Source organism: Cellulophaga sp. HaHaR_3_176 (assembly GCF_019021925.1).
GTDB lineage: Bacteria > Bacteroidota > Bacteroidia > Flavobacteriales > Flavobacteriaceae > Cellulophaga.
Genome location: NZ_CP058990.1, coordinates 505162 through 524461 on the forward strand (window position 1 = coordinate 505162; position 19300 = coordinate 524461).

Genomic DNA, 19300 nt, shown 5'->3' on the forward strand with positions numbered 1-19300 from the left:
AAGAAATGAATAATAGTTTAGCATTTGATATACAGCACGATAGTGATATTCCGAAATATCAGCAACTAGTTAATACTGTAAATGAAGCAGTAGCTAAAAATACTTTATCTGTTAACGATACTTTACCTTCTGTAAATAGTATATGTAAAGAGTTAAATTTATCTAGAGATACTGTTTTTAAAGCATATGCCATCCTTAAAGAAAATGGAGTTGTAAAATCAGTGCCTAATAAAGGGTATTATATTGCAAGTAAAACCAGAAAAGTGCTTTTGGTTTTAGATACATTTAAGGCTTATAAAGAGGTTTTATATCATTCCTTTATTAATGATATGGATGATGATATTATTACAGATGTACAATTTCATCATTATAATATCGAAAATTTTAAAACAATTATTAATAATAGTATAGGTAAGTATTATAAGTATGTAGTAATGGGTTTTGACCATAAATTGGTACCCAAAACACTTTCAAAAATTGATAATGAAAATTTATTATTGATTGATTGGAATATACATGCTAACAAAGATAATAATTATGTTTTTCAAGACTTTGGAGAATCCTTTTATAGTGTACTTAAAGAAGCCGAACATTTATTTAAAAAATACTCAGAAATTCATTTTTTATACCCTACCTATACAAGTCACCCACAAGAAGCTGTATTATTTTTTGAAAAGTTTTGTAATGATTTTGGTTTTAAATACGAGGTTAAAACAAGTGCTAAAGATTTTTTAGTAGAAAGTGGTGTTGCTTATATAAGTGTTAGTGATCGAATTTTGGGAATTTTTTTAGAGCAATGCAGGGAAATGAATTTAGAACCAGGAGTTGATGTTGGTTTTTTATCATATAACGATACACCTATGAAGAAATTTATTTACAAAGGTATTTCGGTAATAACAACAAATTTTAAGGAATTAGGAGCCGTGGCGGCAAAATTTATAAATCAAGAAACGCCAGTACAGTGTTATATTCCAACAGAAATTATAGAACGAGATTCATTATAAAATTATGTATTATATAGGTTTTGATATAGGTAGTTCATCTATTAAAGCAGCTTTAGTAGAAATTGCAACAGGTAAAAGTATAGGTGTCGTTCAGGAGCCAGAAATGGAAATGAGTATGCTTGCTTTAAAAAATGGTTGGGCAGAACAAAATCCAAATGATTGGTGGGAACATATTTGTAAAGCAATTGAAAAGTTGAAGCGCACATATGAAATTTCTAAATCAGATATTAAAGGTATTGGTATATCATATCAAATGCATGGCCTTGTTTTGGTAGATAAAGGAGGAGAACCATTACGTAAAAGTATTATTTGGTGCGATAGTAGAGCTGTAGAAATAGGAAGCCTAGCGTTTAATGAAATAGGAGAAGAAAAATGTGTGTCACATCTTTTAAATTCACCAGCTAATTTTACGGCATCTAAATTAAAATGGGTAAAAGAAAATGAACCAGAGCTTTATGCTAAAGTTTATAAGTTTATGTTGCCTGGAGATTATATTGCGTACAAATTTTCAAATGTAATAAATACTACAATTTCTGGTTTATCAGAAGGTATTTTTTGGGATTTTAAAGATGATAACATAGCTTCTTTTTTATTAGATTATTATGATGTTGACGCATCATTAATCCCAAATATTGTCGACACTTTTGGTTTACAATCTACGGTTGATAAAAAAGGAGCAGAGGAGAGTGGTTTAGCTTTAAATACTCCAATTTTCTACAGAGCAGGAGACCAGCCTAACAATGCACTTTCATTAAATGTATTTAAACCAGGAGAAGTAGCTGCAACAGGTGGTACATCTGGTGTGGTATATGCTGTAACAGATAGTTTGTCAGGTAAAGAAAGTACTCGTGTTAATAATTTTGCACATGTAAATTATAAAAAATCGCTACCTCGCATAGGTAAATTACTAAATATAAATGGAGCAGGTATTCAATATCGTTGGTTATTAAATAACCTGGCAGTAGATTCATACGAAGAGATGAATGATTTAGCGTCTGAAATTTCGATAGGCTCTGATGGGGTTTGTATGTTGCCTTTTGGTAATGGAGCAGAGCGCATGCTTAATAATAAAGATGTAGGTACAAGGTTGTTGAATGTAAACCTAAATAACCATCATAAAGGTCATTTATGTAGAGCAGCTTTAGAGGGTATAGCTTTTTCTTTTGTGTACGGAATGGAAATTTTAAAATCAGATGGTATTGATGTTAATGTAATACGTGCTGGTAACGATAACTTATTTCGATCTAGCATTTTTGCAAATACAGTAGCAACATTAATTGGTTATGAAATAGAAATTTATAATACTACAGGGGCTATAGGCGCGGCAAGAGCAGCAGGTTTGCATCATGGAGATTTTAATGCGTATGGTAAATTAATAATGGATAATGATCATGTAATGACCTTTGTGCCTTTTGACGATAAAGACCCATATATAGAGGCTTATCAAAATTGGAAAAAAGAATTAGAGCTTATTTTAAAAAATAAATATAATTAAATACGAATAAAATGGCAGTTATAGGAAACAAAGAATACTTTAAAGGTATCGGCGAAATTAAGTTTGAAGGAAAAGAGTCTGATAATCCTTTAGCTTATAAATATTATAATCCAGAACAAGTTGTTGCAGGTAAAACAATGCGAGAGCATTTTAAATTTGCAATTTCATATTGGCATACATTCTGTGGGCAAGGTGGAGATCCTTTTGGGCCAGGGACACAAAGTTTTGAATGGGATAAGGCTTCAGACCCAATTCAGGCAGCAAAGGATAAAGCAGATGCTGCTTTTGAATTTTTTAGCAAAATAGGTTTTGATTATTTCTGTTTTCATGATTATGATTTAATTCAAGAAGGACCAACTTTTTCAGAATCAGAGAAGAGACTTTCTATTATCGTTGATTATATTAAAGAAAAGAAAGCGGAGTCAGGTATTAAATTATTATGGGGTACAGCTAACTGTTTTTCTAATCCACGTTACATGAACGGAGCAGCTACAAATCCAGATTTTAATGTGCTAGCAAGAGCAGGAGCGCAGGTGAAATTAGCATTAGACGCTACAATTGCTTTAAATGGTGAAAATTATGTGTTTTGGGGAGGTAGAGAAGGTTATATGTCTTTATTAAATACAGACATGGGTAGAGAGCTAGATCATATGGGGCAGTTTTTAACTGTAGCTAGAGATTATGCTCGTTCTCAAGGTTTTAAAGGTAACTTTTTTATTGAACCAAAACCTATGGAGCCAATGAAACATCAGTATGATTTTGACTCGGCTACTGCAATCGGATTCTTAAAAGAATATGGTTTAGAGAAAGATTTTAAAATGAATATAGAAGTTAACCATGCAACATTGGCACAGCATACTTTTCAGCATGAGATTGAAACAGCTGCTAAAGCAGGCATGTTAGGTAGTTTAGATGCTAATAGAGGTGATTACCAAAACGGATGGGATACAGACCAGTTCCCGAATAACATACAAGAAACAACAGAAGCAATGTTGGTATTTTTAAAAGCTGGTGGCTTACAAGGTGGAGGGGTTAATTTTGATGCTAAAATCAGAAGAAATTCAACAGATTTAGAAGATGTATTTTTAGCACATATTGGTGGTGCAGATACATTTGCTAGAGCTTTATTAACAGCAGATAAAATAATAACTTCATCATCTTATGATAATTTAAGAAAAGAGCGTTATTCTTCTTTTGATGCCGGAAAAGGTAAAGATTTTGAAGGAGGTAAATTAGATTTGCAAGACTTGTATAAAATTGCTCAAGAAAACGGAGAGTTAAAATTACAAAGCGGTAAGCAAGAATTGTTTGAGAATATCATCAATCAATATATCTAGTATTTTAAATTATAATTTAGAGTTCGTTTGGCGTATGATACGCTAAACGGGCTTTTTTATTTTTAAAAACCAGGTTGAATACCAATTCTTACGCCAAATTTAGGATTTCGAACACCATTTACATCGTTGAAATCATTTCTCCAGATAAAATCTAATCGGAAAGGCCTTAAATTTCCATATCCAATATTTTCGATTCCAAAGCCATATTCTAAATATACTTTATTGGGTGTATTATAGATTATTGAAGACCTATTGATGGATTTATTTTTATCTGATATAGTACCGTATGTAGCTCTTAAAAAGCCTAATGATCTTAATTTTAGTTTTTTCATTAATGGTATTCTATTGAAAATAAATCCATTAAAATGATGCTCAAAATGGCCAGTAACATAGGTGTCTGTCACAAAATCATAATAATCTAATAAAGAAAAGGTGTTAACTACGGTAGAATATGATTGGTTGGCTAAAACAGGAGTTAATGAAGTTAAAGGTACAGTCCCAAATGTTTTTCCGGCTTCTATTGAAGCATTTAAAATACCAAACTTACCAAGTACAATAGGTTGGTTGTGTGAAAATTGTATTTTATCGTAATCGAACTGACTTTCGCTTACACCCTTTATACCTTTACTGAACTTAATTATAGTTGTAGAGAATATGTTTTCTCCAAAACGTTGCTCAACACCATAGCCGTAAACGTTTCTATTAGGGGTGTATACTAATGTAAAATTGGTAGAAAAATCTGTAGCGTTGTTTAATATTCTTTCTGTTTTTTCATCTAAGTATCCAATATTAAATTTTTCGGGTTCAATATCACTTGCCCGCTGGTGAACACCAGAAATACCAACATGTAAATTTTTTGTAATAGCTACATCTACATTGGCAGAGGCTCTTTTAGTATGTGTTAATGAAAAATTTTCTCCTCTAGAAAAAAGAGCAACATTTCCATAGTTATCCGTTAAAAGATCGTTGATTTGCAAAGGTTTCAAACTCATTTGCTCGTACTCATCCATATATGATGCACCAACAACAATTCTAGGGTCTCCGATTAGTAAATACTTACTTTCTATACCAAATTTTAGTTTTTTATCATTAAAACCTAAGGCGATAAAACTGTTTGTTCTAAAGCGATCCTCTTTGGTTTTAAAGTTTCTAAAACCCACTCGTACCCTGTATCCTTCTATATCGTTATTGCCAAAAGTTGTCCATAGTGAGCCTAGTTGAATATTACTAAAAAGGTTTAAATAACCACTAGAAACCGTATTGACTAAGCCAGATATACTTTTTATTTTTGAATTATTTTTAAGATCTTTAATTAAGCCTTGTGTGTTTTTTACTTCAGTACTTCTATCTACATTATCTTCCCAATATTCTTTGTTTTTTTTAAATTGATTAGCTCTTGTTTTTACAATTTGATCATCATAAAACTCATTACTCTTTGGGGTGTCGATTATGTAATCAGTAAAGTTTATAGTCTTTTTAATGAATAAACCCTTTTCTTCTTCATTTTTAGAAAAAACAGTAAAATCACCCTCGTAAATATCTTGCTTAGGTAAGTAAATACTATCGTTTAATAGTTTAAATTTTTTCTCAAAATATAAATTACGCACCAAGTTTAAGTTTATATCTCTATTCGTACGCATATTAATATCAGTTAATGCGTAGGTTAGATCAGCAACAGTAAAGCTACCTTCTAAAAGTAAATCTCCGTCTTCTTTAGGGAAAAAATGTATAGTATATGTTTTGTAATCTGCTAAATCAGTACTATCACTAAGTACGTAATGGTAAACGTTATAACCCTCAGTTGAAATAGGGCTCACAAAACCTTTAGTAAGTATAACCATATTGTTCTGGTATACATCTAAAGTATTAAATGTGTTACCTATTCTTTCCATTGCAAAACCGACTTCGGCAATACCAGAACTTCGTTCAGCTGTAATATCTACTTTTTCTTTATTTAAAATATTGTTACCATATACTTTTTCTACAGTTTCTGTTAAGTATAATGGCAAAGTATATTTACCTTCTGCCTTATCAGATTTTATTTTTTTTAATAATGAATTGTAATCTTTTTTAAGTGCTTTTTTTAAAAATGTAGTATCTAAACTATTAAGACCGAGCTCAACAGATGTATATTTTTCGTACTCATAAGCTTCAACAAGCTTCAGGCCATTCTCCTTTTTATTGGCCCATATTTTTTGTAATATTTTATAAGCTGGGTTCTCTTTTTTAGAAAGAGCTTTTTTAGGTTTTACTCGAACAATTACTTCATTTAAAGCACTGCTTTCTTCAATTAAAATAATTTTTAAATTGGTTGTTAATCTTTTTTTTAGAATAACCTCTTGAGTTTTAAATCCGATAAAAGAAATAATTAAAGTTTTGTAGTTAATATCAGATTCTACTGAAAATTCACCTTTTTCATTAGTTATAGTCCCAATTTTAGAGTTTTTAAAAATTATATTAGCATAAACAACAGGTGAGCCAAATTCATCTAATACAACTCCTTTAACTTCTGTTTTAGCGTGGAGAAATGAAGACGCAAAAAAAAACAGAATTACTATTCTTAACATATAATATTCAATTATTTGGGAGGTGTTTTTTAAAAATGTAATCCAAAAATACTAACTCTCAATCTTTTAACCTACAATACTATTCATTTATAAATCTCAACAATTGAAGATATAATCTATATGATTTTAAGATTCTGATTATCAGTATTTCGTTGATTTATTTTTTGAGTTTTATTGTGGTGTATAAATTATAGTTTCATTAAAAAATACTTTGTAACAAAAAGAAACCAAGCTTTTAAAAAGCTTGGTTTTATTGAAATAATTAATTTATAAATAGTTCAAATTAATATTATGGATTGTAAGAGGGTAGTTCTATGACATAAGACTCTACTGATTTACCATCTTCGCTACCACTCCAATCAGATCCAAAAAGTACACGAGTTCCTGTGGGGCTAATTACAGCATGTGGCTCACCCCAATAATCAAATTCATTTTCATCAGCCCTATGATGTCCAATTCTGTATACTTCAACATTTCCGGGTTCAACTCGAGCGATAACTAGTTCTTGATCTAAAAGTTTTTGACCATCTCCTTCAAAGCCAATCATAGATGCGGCAATCCATCCTGGATTTTTATGTGCTACCGCAGAAATATGCGTACCACTTTTTGGATAATCATAACCTAAATCTTCAGATATAACAGGTAAGCAGTCACCCGTATTTAAATCATAAGCGATAATATTACCTAAACAGCCACCATTTGGGCCATCACTAAAACTTACAGAAAAGTCAGTATCTGTCCCATTGGCCATTTTGCCTAAACAAGAATGTTCTGGTTTACTTTTATTAAGTCTGGCTTTAAAGTTACCATTAGCATCGTATGATGATACATTATGATAAAATAAATTTCCACTAGGTGCAGGCATAGCGGCAGCATAATTGACATCATCAATATTAAAAGTGGTTAAATTTTGTGTAGAAAATTTATATGCATAAGTTGTGTCATTATTACAACGAAAACCTATAACATCGGAATCCCAAGACATCATTTGAACATCATTGCCCATACTAATGCTTCCGTTACAACCTGTAAGTTCTTTTAAGTTAACCATAATTTCTTTATTACTAGATGATACTGTGTATTTAACAAAATCATCAGTAGATCTATCTAAGTAGTATAAAATATCAGGTTGATTGTAGTCCCAGAACAATTGTTCCAAGTCATCAGGGTTAACATCATCAAGGTTTTTTATAAAGGCGTAGGTTTTGCCGTCTAATAATTGATGTACGCCATTTGTTTGATCATATAATATCATTCTAGTTTCATCTGCATTCCAGGCTTGAATAGTGCTATACATGGGCTTAATTACACTACCAGGGTTACCATTTGATATTCTTCTTATAATAGTGCCAAAAGAAGGATCAATTATAGTTTTTAAATAATCAGGTTTAGCAACATCTTGCATTGGATGAGGTTCTAAATCATTTGCAATTAGCTTTGATGCTACATCAATCGTATTTTGATTGTCATCAATTACCACTTCTGAACCATCATTAGGTATTAAGTTTAAATTATCACCAGTACAGCTTACAATACTGTAAATTAGACATGTATACAATAAATGCTTTTTTATTTTTTTCATAATATATAGTTTTGGAGTTTAAAGATGTACGAAAAAACTTAGCTTTTAGTTGTTGTATTCTTAAACTTTAACAAGTTTGAGGATTTGTAAACCGTTGTAAATCATTGTTTTTGGTGTTCTAAATAAACCTTTAATCAAGGATTTGAGGTTTGTATATTTTATAAATCAAGAGAGCTTTAATATTCTTATTTTTAATTATAGAAAGAGAATAAAATTTAGTGTATTTAAATAAGATCAACTTTTTGAAGAGTAGTATAGAGTCAATCTTATAATTAAAAGAACTCACAATTTAAAAGAGGAGAATAGTATTACTTAGGAAAAGTATTTAAAAGTAAAAAGCCTTTTAAATCTTAGATTTAAAAGGCTTTTTTGTGACCGGGCTGGGGCTCGAACCCAGGACCCTCTCCTTAAAAGGGAGATGCTCTACCAACTGAGCTACCAGGTCATTATTTCAGTAATTTGCTTTAGGCGATATGCCCTGTTTGCGGGTGCAAATATACTACCATTAATTAATTATCCAAGCCTATTTTGAAAAAATTTTATTTTTTTTTGAAATCATTATAATTTAATCCAATTTTACACAAAATCAGAATATGAAAATAGTTTTAGTAGGGTACATGGGGAGTGGAAAAAGCACGATAGGAAAATTGCTTTCTAAGAAATTGAAAATCAATTTCATAGACTTAGATGAGTACATTGAGTCAGAGTTAAAAAGTAGTGTTTCAGACATTTTTAAAGAGCGAGGAGAGCTGTTTTTTAGGAAAAAAGAGCATGAATACGTGAAAAAAATAATGGAAGAAAAAAAATCATTTATTTTATCGACAGGAGGAGGAACACCATGTTATTCGAATAATTTAGGTGTAATTTCTGACAAAACTGACAATGTTTTTTATTTAAAAGTTTCTATTTCGGGCTTAATTTCTAGACTTACTTTAGAAAAAGATTCAAGACCTTTAATAAAAAATATAAAAGAAGATGATTTACCTGAGTTTATAGGTAAGCATTTATTTGAAAGAAATAATTTTTACCTGCAGGCAAAAAACGTAATTACCTGCGATGATAAAAGTGCTGAAGAAATTGTAATTGAAGTAGAAAGTAAATTAAGCTAAATAAACAGCATCGTTTTTAGCCTTAAATTCGACAATTACACGCTCTTGAATAGATGTGGATAATGATATGCCTTTGTAATCGGCTTTGACAGGGTATTTTTTATGGTTTCGATTAACAAGTACAGCTGTCTTTAATTGTTTTAAAGGCACTTGTAAAAAGTGGTGTACACCATATATTAGTGTAGTGCCAGAGTTTAATACATCGTCAATTAAAACTACAGATTTGTTGGTGTAGTCTTCTTTTTTTACTGATGTTTTTATAGCTTTAAGTAAAGGGTTTGTTTTATCCATACTCACTTTACAGATGGTAATATTTGCTTGAGTAATTTCTTTAAGTACTTTTTCAATTTTTTTAGCAAAATTGAGACCACCACCTTCAATACCTGCAATTATGATTTCATTTTCATCTACATTAGCCTCGTATATTTGATATGCTATACGTTTAATTTTATGTTGTATTTGCTCGTGTGATAAAATTTTGTTCTGCATCTTAAGCTTTTATTTGTATTCAAATATAAAGAAACGGTTGTTTACTCTTCAATTTTTTTCTTGTCTAAACTATCATCAATATAGTCGTCAATATCTCTTCTGTCTTTTTTAGTAGGCCGGCCAGTCCCTTTTTTTCTATAATAATCTTTAGAGTACTTTAATAACTCATTACTTTCAAATTCAGAAGCTGGGGTAGTATCTTTTCTGTAAATATCGACAAGTTTTGCTCCGACTCTATTAGGTGGTATATCTAAAACGGTAAGCTCGTAATTAATTTGATTTTTACGAACTGTAATTTTATCCATAGGCAAAACATCTTTAGAAGGCTTAGCATTAGCTCCATTTAGTTTTACATGACCTTTTTTACAAGCCTCGGTACCTATGTTACGGGTTTTAAAATATCTAACACACCAAAGAAATTTATCTATACGCATAAACTATTGTAATTCTTTCTTAATCTTTTAAACAAAAATAGGGGAAAATTGTATCTTGCAACACTTAAATAATAATAGATGAAACTTAGAAATTTATTTTCTTTTATAGTACTGGCTATAGGTCTTGCTTCTTGTGGTACAGATGATGACTTTGTAATTACACCAGCTAGAAGCATTAGTGAAGTAATTGTTGATGATGAAAAATTATTACAAGATTTTTTTGCTACTCATTTTTATAACTATGAAGAGTTTGAGAACCCAGCAGAAGATTTTGATTACAAAATAGTTTTTGATACTATTAGCGGAGAAAATAGCGATAAAATATCAATATTAAATTCTGAAAGTTTTGGTTTTACATCAGTAAATGTTACATCAGATATTGTCGGAGCTGAGGGTGATGAATCTATAGATCATAAAGTATATTATATAATAGCTAGAGAAGGAGAAGGAGCACAACCTACTTTTGCTGATTCTACTTTTGTTAGATATGAGGGTACTCCAATTGAAGAATTTTCACAAGAAGGAGATGTGTTTGATTCAGCAACTTCGCCTGTTTGGTTTAACCTAACAACTAGTATAACAGGTTTTGCACATGGTATAACTGGCTTAAAAGCTGGTGGAGAAGTTACTGAAAACGTTGATGGTACTTTTGAAGTTCAAGATTATGGAGTAGGGGCGATTTTTATGCCATCTGCTTTAGCATACTACCAAGGTACTACTGGCATAAATGCTTATACACCAATTATTTTTAAATTAGATTTGTTTGCTGTAAATGAAGCTGACCATGATAGTGACGGTATACCTTCTTATTTAGAAGATTTAAATGGTAATGGACGCTTGTTAGATGATAATACAAATGAAGATGAAGAGGAGTTAGTTAACTTCGAGATTCCTAATTTTTCAGATCCTGACGATGATGGTGATGGCGTTTTAACAATAGATGAAATAAAAATAAACGGAGTAATTGTCTATAATGCAGATGGTACAATTAAATTTCCTGATACAAATGGAGATGGTATTCCTGATCATTTAGATAAGGAGACATTTTAAATAATATACAATTAACTAAAAAAGCCCAACATTTTAATGTTGGGCTTTTTTATTATAAAATATCTTTAATTATATCTTTAATTATATCTTTAATGATAAACTTAAAATTAATTGATCAGGTCTCGTATCTATTCGATCGCCAATTAAATTAGTTCCTCCGTTAGCATTAATAATACTTACTTCGTTTTCAGAGAAACCTCGTTCATAACGCAAATCAATACCTAACTTTCCAAGATTAACACCTGCGCCAATGTTAAGGCCTACAGTAAAATCATTTTTAACATCACCTAATGTTACACCGTCATAATCTGTATCTAAAATGTACTGTAATGATGGTCCTGCAAATACGCTTAAAGGGCCAATAACATTAAAACCTACTAATAGTGGTACATCTAATTTAGACATGTCCAAACTATTATTTTCATAATCAGATTTTGTTTTGGTGTATACTAATTCAGGTCTAAAGTATATTTTATCACCAAATTTAGCAAAAACACCAAGATGGTATCCAACGTTACCTTCAGGGTCATTATAAGCATTTTCAGCGGAGTCAAAATAATCACCGTTTGCGCCATAATTTAAACCTCCTTTAATACCAAAACCAGCATCTGTTTGGGCAAATGCAATACAGCTAATTAAAGCGAATACTGCTGTTACAATTGTTTTTTTCATGTGTTCTATAGTTTTAAACAAAAAAATGAATCAATAACGATACCATTATTTGTGTGTTCCAACACATCAACGAATATCAAAAATCTTTATTGTATAATATTTTATAAAGGATTGTTAAATTAACAACGTAAATTTATGTTGTCGATCATAAAGATGAACAATAGTAATATAGCAACTTTATTTTTTTCTTAAGTAATTTACATAACTAGTTAACTATATTTGCGCACATATATACAAGATTTTGAAATTTACATTAAAGCATAGCGACCCGCACAGTAAGGCAAGAGCCGGAGAAATAATTACAGATCACGGAAAAATAGAAACACCTATTTTTATGCCAGTTGGTACAGTGGCATCTGTAAAAGGAGTGCATCAAAAAGAATTAAAAGAAGAAATTAATCCTGATATAATTTTAGGAAACACTTACCATTTATATTTAAGGCCCAAAACTCATATTATAGAGAAAGCAGGTGGGCTTCATAAATTTATGGGTTGGGATCGAAATATTTTAACCGATAGTGGTGGTTACCAAGTATATTCTCTTTCAGGTAGAAGAAAAATAAAAGAAGAAGGTGTTAAGTTTAAATCACATATTGATGGTTCGTATCATGTATTTACACCAGAAAATGTGATGGAAATTCAGCGTAGCATTGGAGCCGATATAATTATGGCTTTTGATGAGTGTACGCCTTATCCTTGCGATTATAAGTATGCGCAGCGTTCTATGCATATGACACATAGGTGGTTAGAGCGTTGTATAAAGCATTTAGAAAAAACACCATTAAAATACGATTACAGTCAAACTTTTTTTCCTATTGTTCAAGGATCTACGTATAAAGATTTAAGAAGACAATCTGCAGAATATATAGCAGGAGTAGGGGCAGAAGGTAATGCAATTGGTGGTTTATCTGTAGGTGAGCCAGCAGAAGAAATGTATGCAATGACTGAAGTTGTTTGTGAGATTTTGCCAGAAGACAAGCCTCGTTATTTAATGGGGGTAGGTACACCTATTAATATTTTAGAAAACATAGCCTTAGGTATTGATATGTTCGATTGTGTAATGCCAACTCGTAATGCTCGAAATGGTATGTTGTTTACAGCGCATGGTACTATCAATATTAAAAATAAAAAATGGGAAGATGATTTTTCTCCTATTGATGATATGGCTTTAACTTTTGTAGATACTGAGTATTCTAAAGCATATTTACGCCATTTATTTGCTGCTAACGAATATTTAGGAAAACAAATAGCTACGATACATAACCTAGGTTTTTACCTGTGGTTAACTCGTGAAGCTAGAAAGCAAATTTTAGCAGGTACTTTTTACGATTGGAAAAATAAAATGGTAAAACAAATGGATAAAAGACTGTAGTGTTGACCATCTTAGATAGATACATATTAAAAAGGTATTTAATTACATTTTCTGTAATGCTAATGCTATTTATTCCTATAGGAATAATGATTCATTTGGCAGAGCAAATAGGTAAAATGCAAGATAATGAAGCTCCCTTAAATGAAGTTTTAGTTTATTTAGGTAACTTTTCAATTACTATCGGTAATGTATTATTACCAATTTTTCTATTTTTATCTGTAATATTTTTCACTTCTAAATTAGCTGGTAATACAGAAATTGTAGCCATGCTTAGTTCGGGTATATCATATAATCGATTTTTAAGACCGTATTTAATTGGTGCTTCTATTGTAGCTGTATTTATGTTTGTTATGGGTATGTTTATTGTGCCAAATGCAAGTATAGGCTTTAATGAATTTCAATATAAATACCTTAAAAAAGGAAGACAAGACCGGGTCACTGATAATATTTTTAACCAACTCAACGAAAAAGACTTTTTATATGTAAGTAGGTTTGAGCCATCTAGAGATATAGGTTATAATTTTACCATGGAACATTTTAATGATGATAATATTTTAGAATATAAATTATCAGCAGCACATATTAGGTGGATTCCTGCTGACAGTTTATACCGATTGACCTCGTATGTAAAAAGAACATTAAAAGGAGAAACGGAAATCGTAGAAACTAAAAAAAGGTTAGATACTGTTTTTCAATTTAAAATAAATGACCTAACACCTGTTTCGTATATAGCTGAAACAAAAAATTTATTTGAGCTAAATGAATTTATTGATAACCAAAAGCGAAAAGGAGCTTCAAATATTAATAGTTATGTGCTCGTGAAATATAAACGTTGGGCTTTACCAATTACAGCATTTATACTTACATTTATTGCAGTAGCTGTTTCTTCTCAGAAAAAAAGAGGAGGAATGGGGGTTAATCTCGCATTCGGAATTTTAGTAGCTTTTGTATACATATTTTTTGATAGAGTTTTTGGAACCTTAGCAGAGCAATCTGGTTTTTCACCATTTTTAGCTGTTATTTTTCCTAACTTATTATTTGGAATACTTGGTTTTTTCTTGATTCAAAAAGCCAAACGTTAGCTTAAGCTTTATTTTATGGGTTTTAATCTATTATATAAAGATGACAGATAAGGTTAAAAATTATATTCACTTACATTTTATAGTGTTTATATGGGGGTTTACTGCCGTATTAGGTAAGTTAATAACTTTAGACTCTGTACCCTTAGTCTGGTATAGAATGTTAATTGCGGTACTATTAACTTACATCTTTATTAAAGTTAAAAAAATTTCTTTAAAAATTTCACCAAAAAAAATAGCTACGATGGCTATTGTTGGGGCTGTAATAGCTTTACATTGGTTTACTTTTTTTCAAGCTATAAAAATTTCTAATGTTTCTGTAGCATTAGCGACCCTCTCGACAGGAGCATTCTTTACAGCATTACTAGAGCCTATTATATATAAACGCAAAGTAATTGCTTATGAAATATTTTTTGGCTTAATCGTAATTTTTGGGCTCTACATTATTTTTAAAGTAGAAACAGAATATGCCGAAGGAATAATAATGGCATTAATTTCTGCTTTTTTAGCGGCTATTTTTTCGTTAATGAATGGTAAGTTGATTCAAACCGACAAGCCAAGTGTAATCTCTTTTTATGAACTTTTATCAGGTGTAGCTTGTATCACTATTTACTTGCTATTTAGTAAAGGCTTTACTACCGATTTTTTTACTGTTTCTCAAAACGATTGGATTTATTTATTTATTCTCGCATCAATATGTACAACTTATGCTTTTATAGCGTCTATAAAAGTTATGAAGTTTTTAACGCCTTATACAGTAATGCTAACAACAAACTTAGAGCCTGTTTACGGAATCATTTTAGCGTTTATTTTTCTAGGAGATAGTGAAAAAATGAACCCATTATTTTATCTTGGTGCTTTTATTATATTAAGTACAGTGATAGCCAATGGTTTACTTAAGAATAAAGGAAGATTAAAAAAATCAAGTAGGAGCTAGTCATCCCTATATAAAGTTTTATATTTGTCAGCATATTTAAATTAAACAGGAATACTCATGGAATATTTAGAATTTGAACTTCCCATTAAAGAATTAGAAGAACAATTAGATAAGTGCATGATTATTGGGGAGGAGAGTGACGTTGATGTTACGGAAACCTGTAAGCAAATAGAGAAAAAATTACTCGAAACCAGAAAAGAGATATATAAGAATCTTACCGCTTGGCAAAGAGTTCAACTTTCTAGACACCCAAACAGACCTTATACATTAGATTATATTAACGCTATTTGTGGAGATACTTTTTTAGAGCTACACGGAGATAGAGGTGTTAAAGATGATAAAGCCATGATTGGTGGTTTAGGGAAAATTAAAGATCAAAGCTTTATGTTTATTGGTCAACAGAAAGGGTATAATACAAAAACACGTCAGTACCGAAACTTCGGTATGGCTAATCCTGAAGGATACCGAAAAGCATTACGATTAATGAAATCTGCAGAGAAATTTAATATTCCTGTAGTTTGTTTTATTGATACTCCAGGTGCTTATGCTGGTATTGAAGCAGAAGAACGCGGACAAGGTGAGGCTATTGCTCGTAATATCCTTGAGATGACACGTTTGAAAGTGCCAATCATTGTTGTGATTATTGGTGAAGGGGCTTCAGGTGGTGCATTAGGTATAGGAGTAGGAGATAAAGTTTTGATGTTAGAGAATACATGGTATTCTGTAATCTCTCCAGAATCTTGTTCTTCTATTTTATGGAGAAGCTGGGAATACAAAGAAGTTGCAGCAGAAGCGTTAAAACTTACTGCTACTGATATGAAAAAGCTAAAACTTATTGATGAAATTGTGAGAGAACCAGCAGGAGGTGCTCATAGTTATAGAGATAAAACTTTTGAGATAGTGAAAAACAAAATAGAGTCTCATTTTGAGGATTTAAAAAAGTTATCACCAAAAGAATTGATAAAAACAAGAATGGAAAAATACGCTAACATGGGTGTATTTAACGGTTAATAGCATTTTTATCATTAGAATATAAAATCTGAAGTGTTAAACCTTCAGATTTTTTTTGTTGTCAACATAAAATTGTAACTTATTAACAATGAAATTGTTGATGAACTGTGAACATCGAATATTAATTTTTAATGTTAACTGAGCGTTAATTACATACTTTCGTAGTTATGGATAGACCTAGCCCAATTGCTGGACATAAGATAGATAAATCAAATATTATTAACCTAGAGAGAGGTAAAATACCACCTCAGGCTATTGATTTAGAGGAGGTTGTGATTGGAGCAATGATGATCGACAAGAAAGGTATTGATGAAGTTATCGATATTTTACACCCAGATGTTTTTTATAAAGATGCGCATAAATTTATTTTTGAAGCAATCTTTAAATTATTTGAAACCTCTGAACCTGTCGATTTATTAACGGTTTCGAGCCAATTAAAAAAGGATGGTAAGTTAGAAGCTGCTGGAGGTGATTTTTACTTGATAAAATTGACTCAAAAAGTAGCATCTTCTGCGCATATTGAGTTTCATGCACGTATTATTTTACAGAAGTTTATTCAGCGTAGTCTAATTAAAATTTCAAATGAAATTATTCAAGATGCATACGATGAAAGTACTGATGTTTTTGATTTATTAGATACAGCAGAATCTAAATTATATGATGTTACACAAGGTAACTTAAAACGTTCTGCAGAAACTGCTCAAAATTTAGTAATTCAGGCTAAAAAGAGAATAGAAGAAATTGCAAATAAAGAAGGTTTAAGTGGTGTGCCTTCAGGTTTTGATAAGGTAGATAAACTTACATCAGGTTGGCAACCAAGTGATTTAATTATTATAGCAGCACGTCCTGGTATGGGTAAAACAGCCCTTACGTTATCTATGGCACGTAACATGGCTGTAAATTCTAATATTCCAGTTGCCTTTTTCTCATTAGAGATGTCCTCTGTTCAGTTAATTACTCGTTTAATATCATCTGAAACAGGTTTGTCTTCAGAAAAATTGAGAACAGGTAAATTAGAAAAGCATGAATGGGAGCAATTAAATGTGAAAGTTAAAACACTTGAAAAGGCTCCATTATTTATTGATGATACTCCGTCACTTTCTATTTTTGACCTTAGAGCAAAAGCAAGACGTTTAGCTTCTCAGCATGGTATAAAAATGATCATGATTGATTATTTGCAATTAATGACAGCTGGTGGTTCTCAAAAAGGAGGAGGGAATCGTGAACAAGAAATTTCTACAATTTCTAGAAACTTAAAAGCATTAGCAAAAGAATTAAGTGTGCCTGTTATAGCACTTTCACAACTTTCTCGTGCGGTTGAAACAAGGGGTGGTACAAAAAGACCATTACTTTCTGACCTTAGGGAATCTGGAGCAATTGAGCAAGATGCCGATATTGTTTCATTTATTTATAGGCCAGAATATTATAAAATTGATGAATGGGATGATGATGAAAGATCACCAACAGCTGGGCAGGGTGAATTTATTGTAGCTAAGCATAGAAATGGTGGTTTAGAGAATATAAGATTGAAGTTTATCGGTAACCAAGGTAAGTTTGATAACCTTGATGATTTTGATTCTCCATTCGAGTACCAATCGAAAATGAATGAAAATGAAGATAATCCATTTGTAACTAAAAATCTGCCAAATGCAGACCAAGCTTTTGGAAGTTCGATGAATGATACACCTGATTTTGATGATAACGATGTGCCTTTTTAAAAGCATAATTTAAATGAATTATAATAAAAAGTCTAAAAGCTAATACTAAGCTTTTAGGCTTTTCTTTTTTAAGAGTACTAGTTTTATTTCTTTTAAATCGCTCTTGATTATTTCTTTTATCTTTGAGATAGCACATTGATTAGAATTCTATGAAAAAACACATTTTTATTTTTATCTTTTTTTTCATTTTCTGTAAAGTATCTGCTTCAGTACTTCTTATTCCCATGGATTCGGAAACTCAAAAAAATCATTTAAAAGCATACGGAATTACGTATTGGGTACTTACCAAGCAACAAAAAGTGCAATGGCTTTTAAATTATAGAGGAGGCTCGTTTTTATTACCAGACAGCGAGAGCATCAGAAAAGAATGCCAGATTAGAGGCGTTTCATTTGAGATTTTGTCAGATGGGGAAGCCAGTTCTATTTTAAGTGAAATAGCAAGTCCATCAAAAAATCAAGAAGCTGTGATTTTAGAAAAAGCACCTAAAATTGCAGTATATACACCTAATGGTAAATTACCTTGGGATGATGCTGTTACTATGGTTTTAACTTACGCAGAAATACCATATGATAAAGTATATGATGAAGAGGTTTTAGAAGATAAGCTAGCTCTTTATGATTGGTTACACTTGCATCACGAAGATTTTACTGGACAATATGGTAAATTTTATGGAGCTTACAAGGCAGCGCCTTGGTATTTAGAAAGTAAAAAAGAAGCAGAAGACTTAGCCAATAAATTAGGGTATGGTAAAGTATCAGAAGAAAAAAGAGCTGTAGCTTTAAAAATTAGAAACTATGTTATTGGCGGTGGTTTTATGTTTGCAATGTGCTCTGCTACGGATAGTTTTGATATTGCATTATCGGCTTCTGATGGAGTAGATATTTGTGAAACTATGTTTGATGGTGATCCTTCAGAGGCTAATTATCAGTCTAAACTGGATTATTCTAGAACATTTGCTTTTACAGATTTTACTTTAGAGCGTAATCCGTTACAATATGAATTCTCTTCAATTGATATGACAAGAAAGAGAAATATAGGTAAAGAGTCTGATTACTTCAGTTTAATGGATTTTTCAGCAAAATGGGATCCGATACCAACAATGTTATGTCAAAACCATACCTCATTAGTAAAAGGGTTTATGGGGCAAACAACTTCTTTTGAGAGAGAGGCTGTTAAATCTACAGTTTTGGTTTTAGGGGAGAATAAAATAAATGGAGAAGCAAGGTACATTCACGGCATTAAAGGAAAAGGTTTTTTTACCTTCTATGGAGGTCATGATCCTGAAGATTATCAACATAGAGTTGGAGATCCAAAAACAGAATTAGAACTTCATCCTACATCACCAGGATATAGGCTAATTTTAAATAATGTTCTGTTTCCTGCGGCAAAGAAGAAAAAGCAAAAAACTTAATAATAGTTTCAATATAAATTAAAACCCGTTAG

16 protein-coding genes and 1 tRNA gene are annotated in these 19300 nt (G+C 31.2%); 11 read left to right on the forward strand and 6 right to left on the reverse strand.

Features of this window, described 5'->3' with window-relative positions; genetic code table 11:
- Positions 1-5: 5 nt before the first annotated feature.
- Genes H0I23_RS02225 through xylA form a run of 3 tightly spaced genes read left to right on the forward strand, consistent with a single transcriptional unit; the run spans position 6 to position 3836 of the window.
- Complete coding sequence (locus H0I23_RS02225) at positions 6-1004, forward strand: GntR family transcriptional regulator (RefSeq protein WP_216784851.1); 999 nt, start codon at positions 6-8, stop codon at positions 1002-1004.
- A gap of 4 nt (positions 1005-1008) precedes the next feature.
- Positions 1009-2499: a xylulokinase gene (locus H0I23_RS02230; RefSeq protein WP_216784852.1), complete on the forward strand. Its 1491-nt coding sequence runs from the start codon at positions 1009-1011 to the stop codon at positions 2497-2499.
- An 11-nt stretch (positions 2500-2510) separates the two neighbouring features.
- On the forward strand, positions 2511-3836 hold the full coding sequence (gene xylA, locus H0I23_RS02235) for a xylose isomerase (RefSeq protein WP_216784853.1): 1326 nt from the start codon (positions 2511-2513) through the stop codon (positions 3834-3836).
- A 62-nt stretch (positions 3837-3898) separates the two neighbouring features.
- On the opposite strand, the gene H0I23_RS02240 is transcribed toward xylA, so the two are convergent.
- The 3 genes from H0I23_RS02240 to H0I23_RS02250 all read right to left on the reverse strand — a co-directional run bounded on the left by H0I23_RS02240 (position 3899) and on the right by H0I23_RS02250 (position 8430).
- On the reverse strand, positions 3899-6403 hold the full coding sequence (locus H0I23_RS02240) for a DUF5686 family protein (RefSeq protein ID WP_216784854.1): 2505 nt from the start codon (positions 6401-6403) through the stop codon (positions 3899-3901).
- A gap of 289 nt (positions 6404-6692) precedes the next feature.
- Positions 6693-7985 carry a hypothetical protein gene (locus H0I23_RS02245; RefSeq protein WP_216784855.1) on the reverse strand — a complete coding sequence of 431 codons (1293 nt, stop codon included), beginning with the start codon at positions 7983-7985 and terminating at the stop codon, positions 6693-6695.
- Positions 7986-8357: 372 nt separating this feature from the next.
- Positions 8358-8430 (reverse strand) — tRNA-Lys (locus tag H0I23_RS02250).
- A gap of 148 nt (positions 8431-8578) precedes the next feature.
- Between H0I23_RS02250 and H0I23_RS02255 the strand changes: the two genes are divergently transcribed.
- Positions 8579-9094, forward strand: coding sequence for a shikimate kinase (locus tag H0I23_RS02255; RefSeq protein WP_216784856.1), 516 nt, complete (start codon positions 8579-8581; stop codon positions 9092-9094).
- Here the strand turns inward: H0I23_RS02255 and H0I23_RS02260 are convergent.
- Positions 9086-9583, reverse strand: a complete 498-nt coding sequence (locus tag H0I23_RS02260) for a phosphoribosyltransferase family protein (RefSeq protein WP_216784857.1) — start codon at positions 9581-9583, stop codon at positions 9086-9088. The two genes, H0I23_RS02255 and H0I23_RS02260, sit on opposite strands and share 9 nt — an antisense overlap.
- Before the next feature lie 41 nt (positions 9584-9624).
- Positions 9625-10017, reverse strand: a complete 393-nt coding sequence (locus tag H0I23_RS02265) for an RNA-binding S4 domain-containing protein (protein WP_216784858.1) — start codon at positions 10015-10017, stop codon at positions 9625-9627.
- A gap of 78 nt (positions 10018-10095) precedes the next feature.
- Between H0I23_RS02265 and H0I23_RS02270 the strand changes: the two genes are divergently transcribed.
- The gene (locus H0I23_RS02270) at positions 10096-11067 is read left to right on the forward strand and encodes an FKBP-type peptidyl-prolyl cis-trans isomerase (RefSeq protein WP_216784859.1); all 972 of its coding nucleotides are present in this window, start codon (positions 10096-10098) and stop codon (positions 11065-11067) included.
- Between the two features lie 81 nt (positions 11068-11148).
- Here the strand turns inward: H0I23_RS02270 and H0I23_RS02275 are convergent, their stop codons facing one another.
- On the reverse strand, positions 11149-11739 hold the full coding sequence (locus H0I23_RS02275) for an outer membrane beta-barrel protein (protein WP_216784860.1): 591 nt from the start codon (positions 11737-11739) through the stop codon (positions 11149-11151).
- Positions 11740-11980: 241 nt separating this feature from the next.
- On the opposite strand from H0I23_RS02275, the gene tgt reads away from it, so the two are divergent.
- From tgt to H0I23_RS02305, 6 genes are all read left to right on the forward strand, one after another.
- The gene (gene tgt / locus H0I23_RS02280; RefSeq protein WP_216784861.1) at positions 11981-13111 is read left to right on the forward strand and encodes a tRNA guanosine(34) transglycosylase Tgt; all 1131 of its coding nucleotides are present in this window, start codon (positions 11981-11983) and stop codon (positions 13109-13111) included.
- Between the two features lie 2 nt (positions 13112-13113).
- Positions 13114-14193, forward strand: a complete 1080-nt coding sequence (locus H0I23_RS02285; RefSeq protein WP_216786007.1) for an LptF/LptG family permease — start codon at positions 13114-13116, stop codon at positions 14191-14193.
- Between the two features lie 40 nt (positions 14194-14233).
- Positions 14234-15127: a DMT family transporter gene (locus tag H0I23_RS02290; RefSeq protein ID WP_216784862.1), complete on the forward strand. Its 894-nt coding sequence runs from the start codon at positions 14234-14236 to the stop codon at positions 15125-15127.
- Between the two features lie 57 nt (positions 15128-15184).
- Positions 15185-16138 (forward strand): acetyl-CoA carboxylase carboxyltransferase subunit alpha, encoded by a 954-nt coding sequence (locus tag H0I23_RS02295; RefSeq protein ID WP_216784863.1) that lies wholly within the window; start codon positions 15185-15187, stop codon positions 16136-16138.
- A 167-nt stretch (positions 16139-16305) separates the two neighbouring features.
- A complete protein-coding gene (gene dnaB / locus H0I23_RS02300; RefSeq protein WP_216784864.1) occupies positions 16306-17856 on the forward strand; it encodes a replicative DNA helicase in 1551 nt (516 codons plus the stop codon).
- 149 nt (positions 17857-18005) lie between these two features.
- Entirely contained in the window at positions 18006-19268 is a 1263-nt protein-coding gene (locus H0I23_RS02305) for an asparagine synthetase B (RefSeq protein ID WP_216784865.1), read from the forward strand.
- Positions 19269-19300: the final 32 nt, after the last annotated feature.

Coding starts and splice junctions, on each gene's coding strand:
- H0I23_RS02225 (WP_216784851.1), top strand. CDS start 6: ATGAATAATAGTTTAGCATTTGATATACAGCACGATAGTGATATTCCG.
- H0I23_RS02230 (WP_216784852.1), top strand. CDS start 1,009: ATGTATTATATAGGTTTTGATATAGGTAGTTCATCTATTAAAGCAGCT.
- xylA (WP_216784853.1), top strand. CDS start 2,511: ATGGCAGTTATAGGAAACAAAGAATACTTTAAAGGTATCGGCGAAATT.
- H0I23_RS02240 (WP_216784854.1), bottom strand. CDS start 6,403: ATGTTAAGAATAGTAATTCTGTTTTTTTTTGCGTCTTCATTTCTCCAC.
- H0I23_RS02245 (WP_216784855.1), bottom strand. CDS start 7,985: ATGAAAAAAATAAAAAAGCATTTATTGTATACATGTCTAATTTACAGT.
- H0I23_RS02255 (WP_216784856.1), top strand. CDS start 8,579: ATGAAAATAGTTTTAGTAGGGTACATGGGGAGTGGAAAAAGCACGATA.
- H0I23_RS02260 (WP_216784857.1), bottom strand. CDS start 9,583: ATGCAGAACAAAATTTTATCACACGAGCAAATACAACATAAAATTAAA.
- H0I23_RS02265 (WP_216784858.1), bottom strand. CDS start 10,017: ATGCGTATAGATAAATTTCTTTGGTGTGTTAGATATTTTAAAACCCGT.
- H0I23_RS02270 (WP_216784859.1), top strand. CDS start 10,096: ATGAAACTTAGAAATTTATTTTCTTTTATAGTACTGGCTATAGGTCTT.
- H0I23_RS02275 (WP_216784860.1), bottom strand. CDS start 11,739: ATGAAAAAAACAATTGTAACAGCAGTATTCGCTTTAATTAGCTGTATT.
- H0I23_RS02290 (WP_216784862.1), top strand. CDS start 14,234: ATGACAGATAAGGTTAAAAATTATATTCACTTACATTTTATAGTGTTT.
- H0I23_RS02295 (WP_216784863.1), top strand. CDS start 15,185: ATGGAATATTTAGAATTTGAACTTCCCATTAAAGAATTAGAAGAACAA.
- dnaB (WP_216784864.1), top strand. CDS start 16,306: ATGGATAGACCTAGCCCAATTGCTGGACATAAGATAGATAAATCAAAT.
- H0I23_RS02305 (WP_216784865.1), top strand. CDS start 18,006: ATGAAAAAACACATTTTTATTTTTATCTTTTTTTTCATTTTCTGTAAA.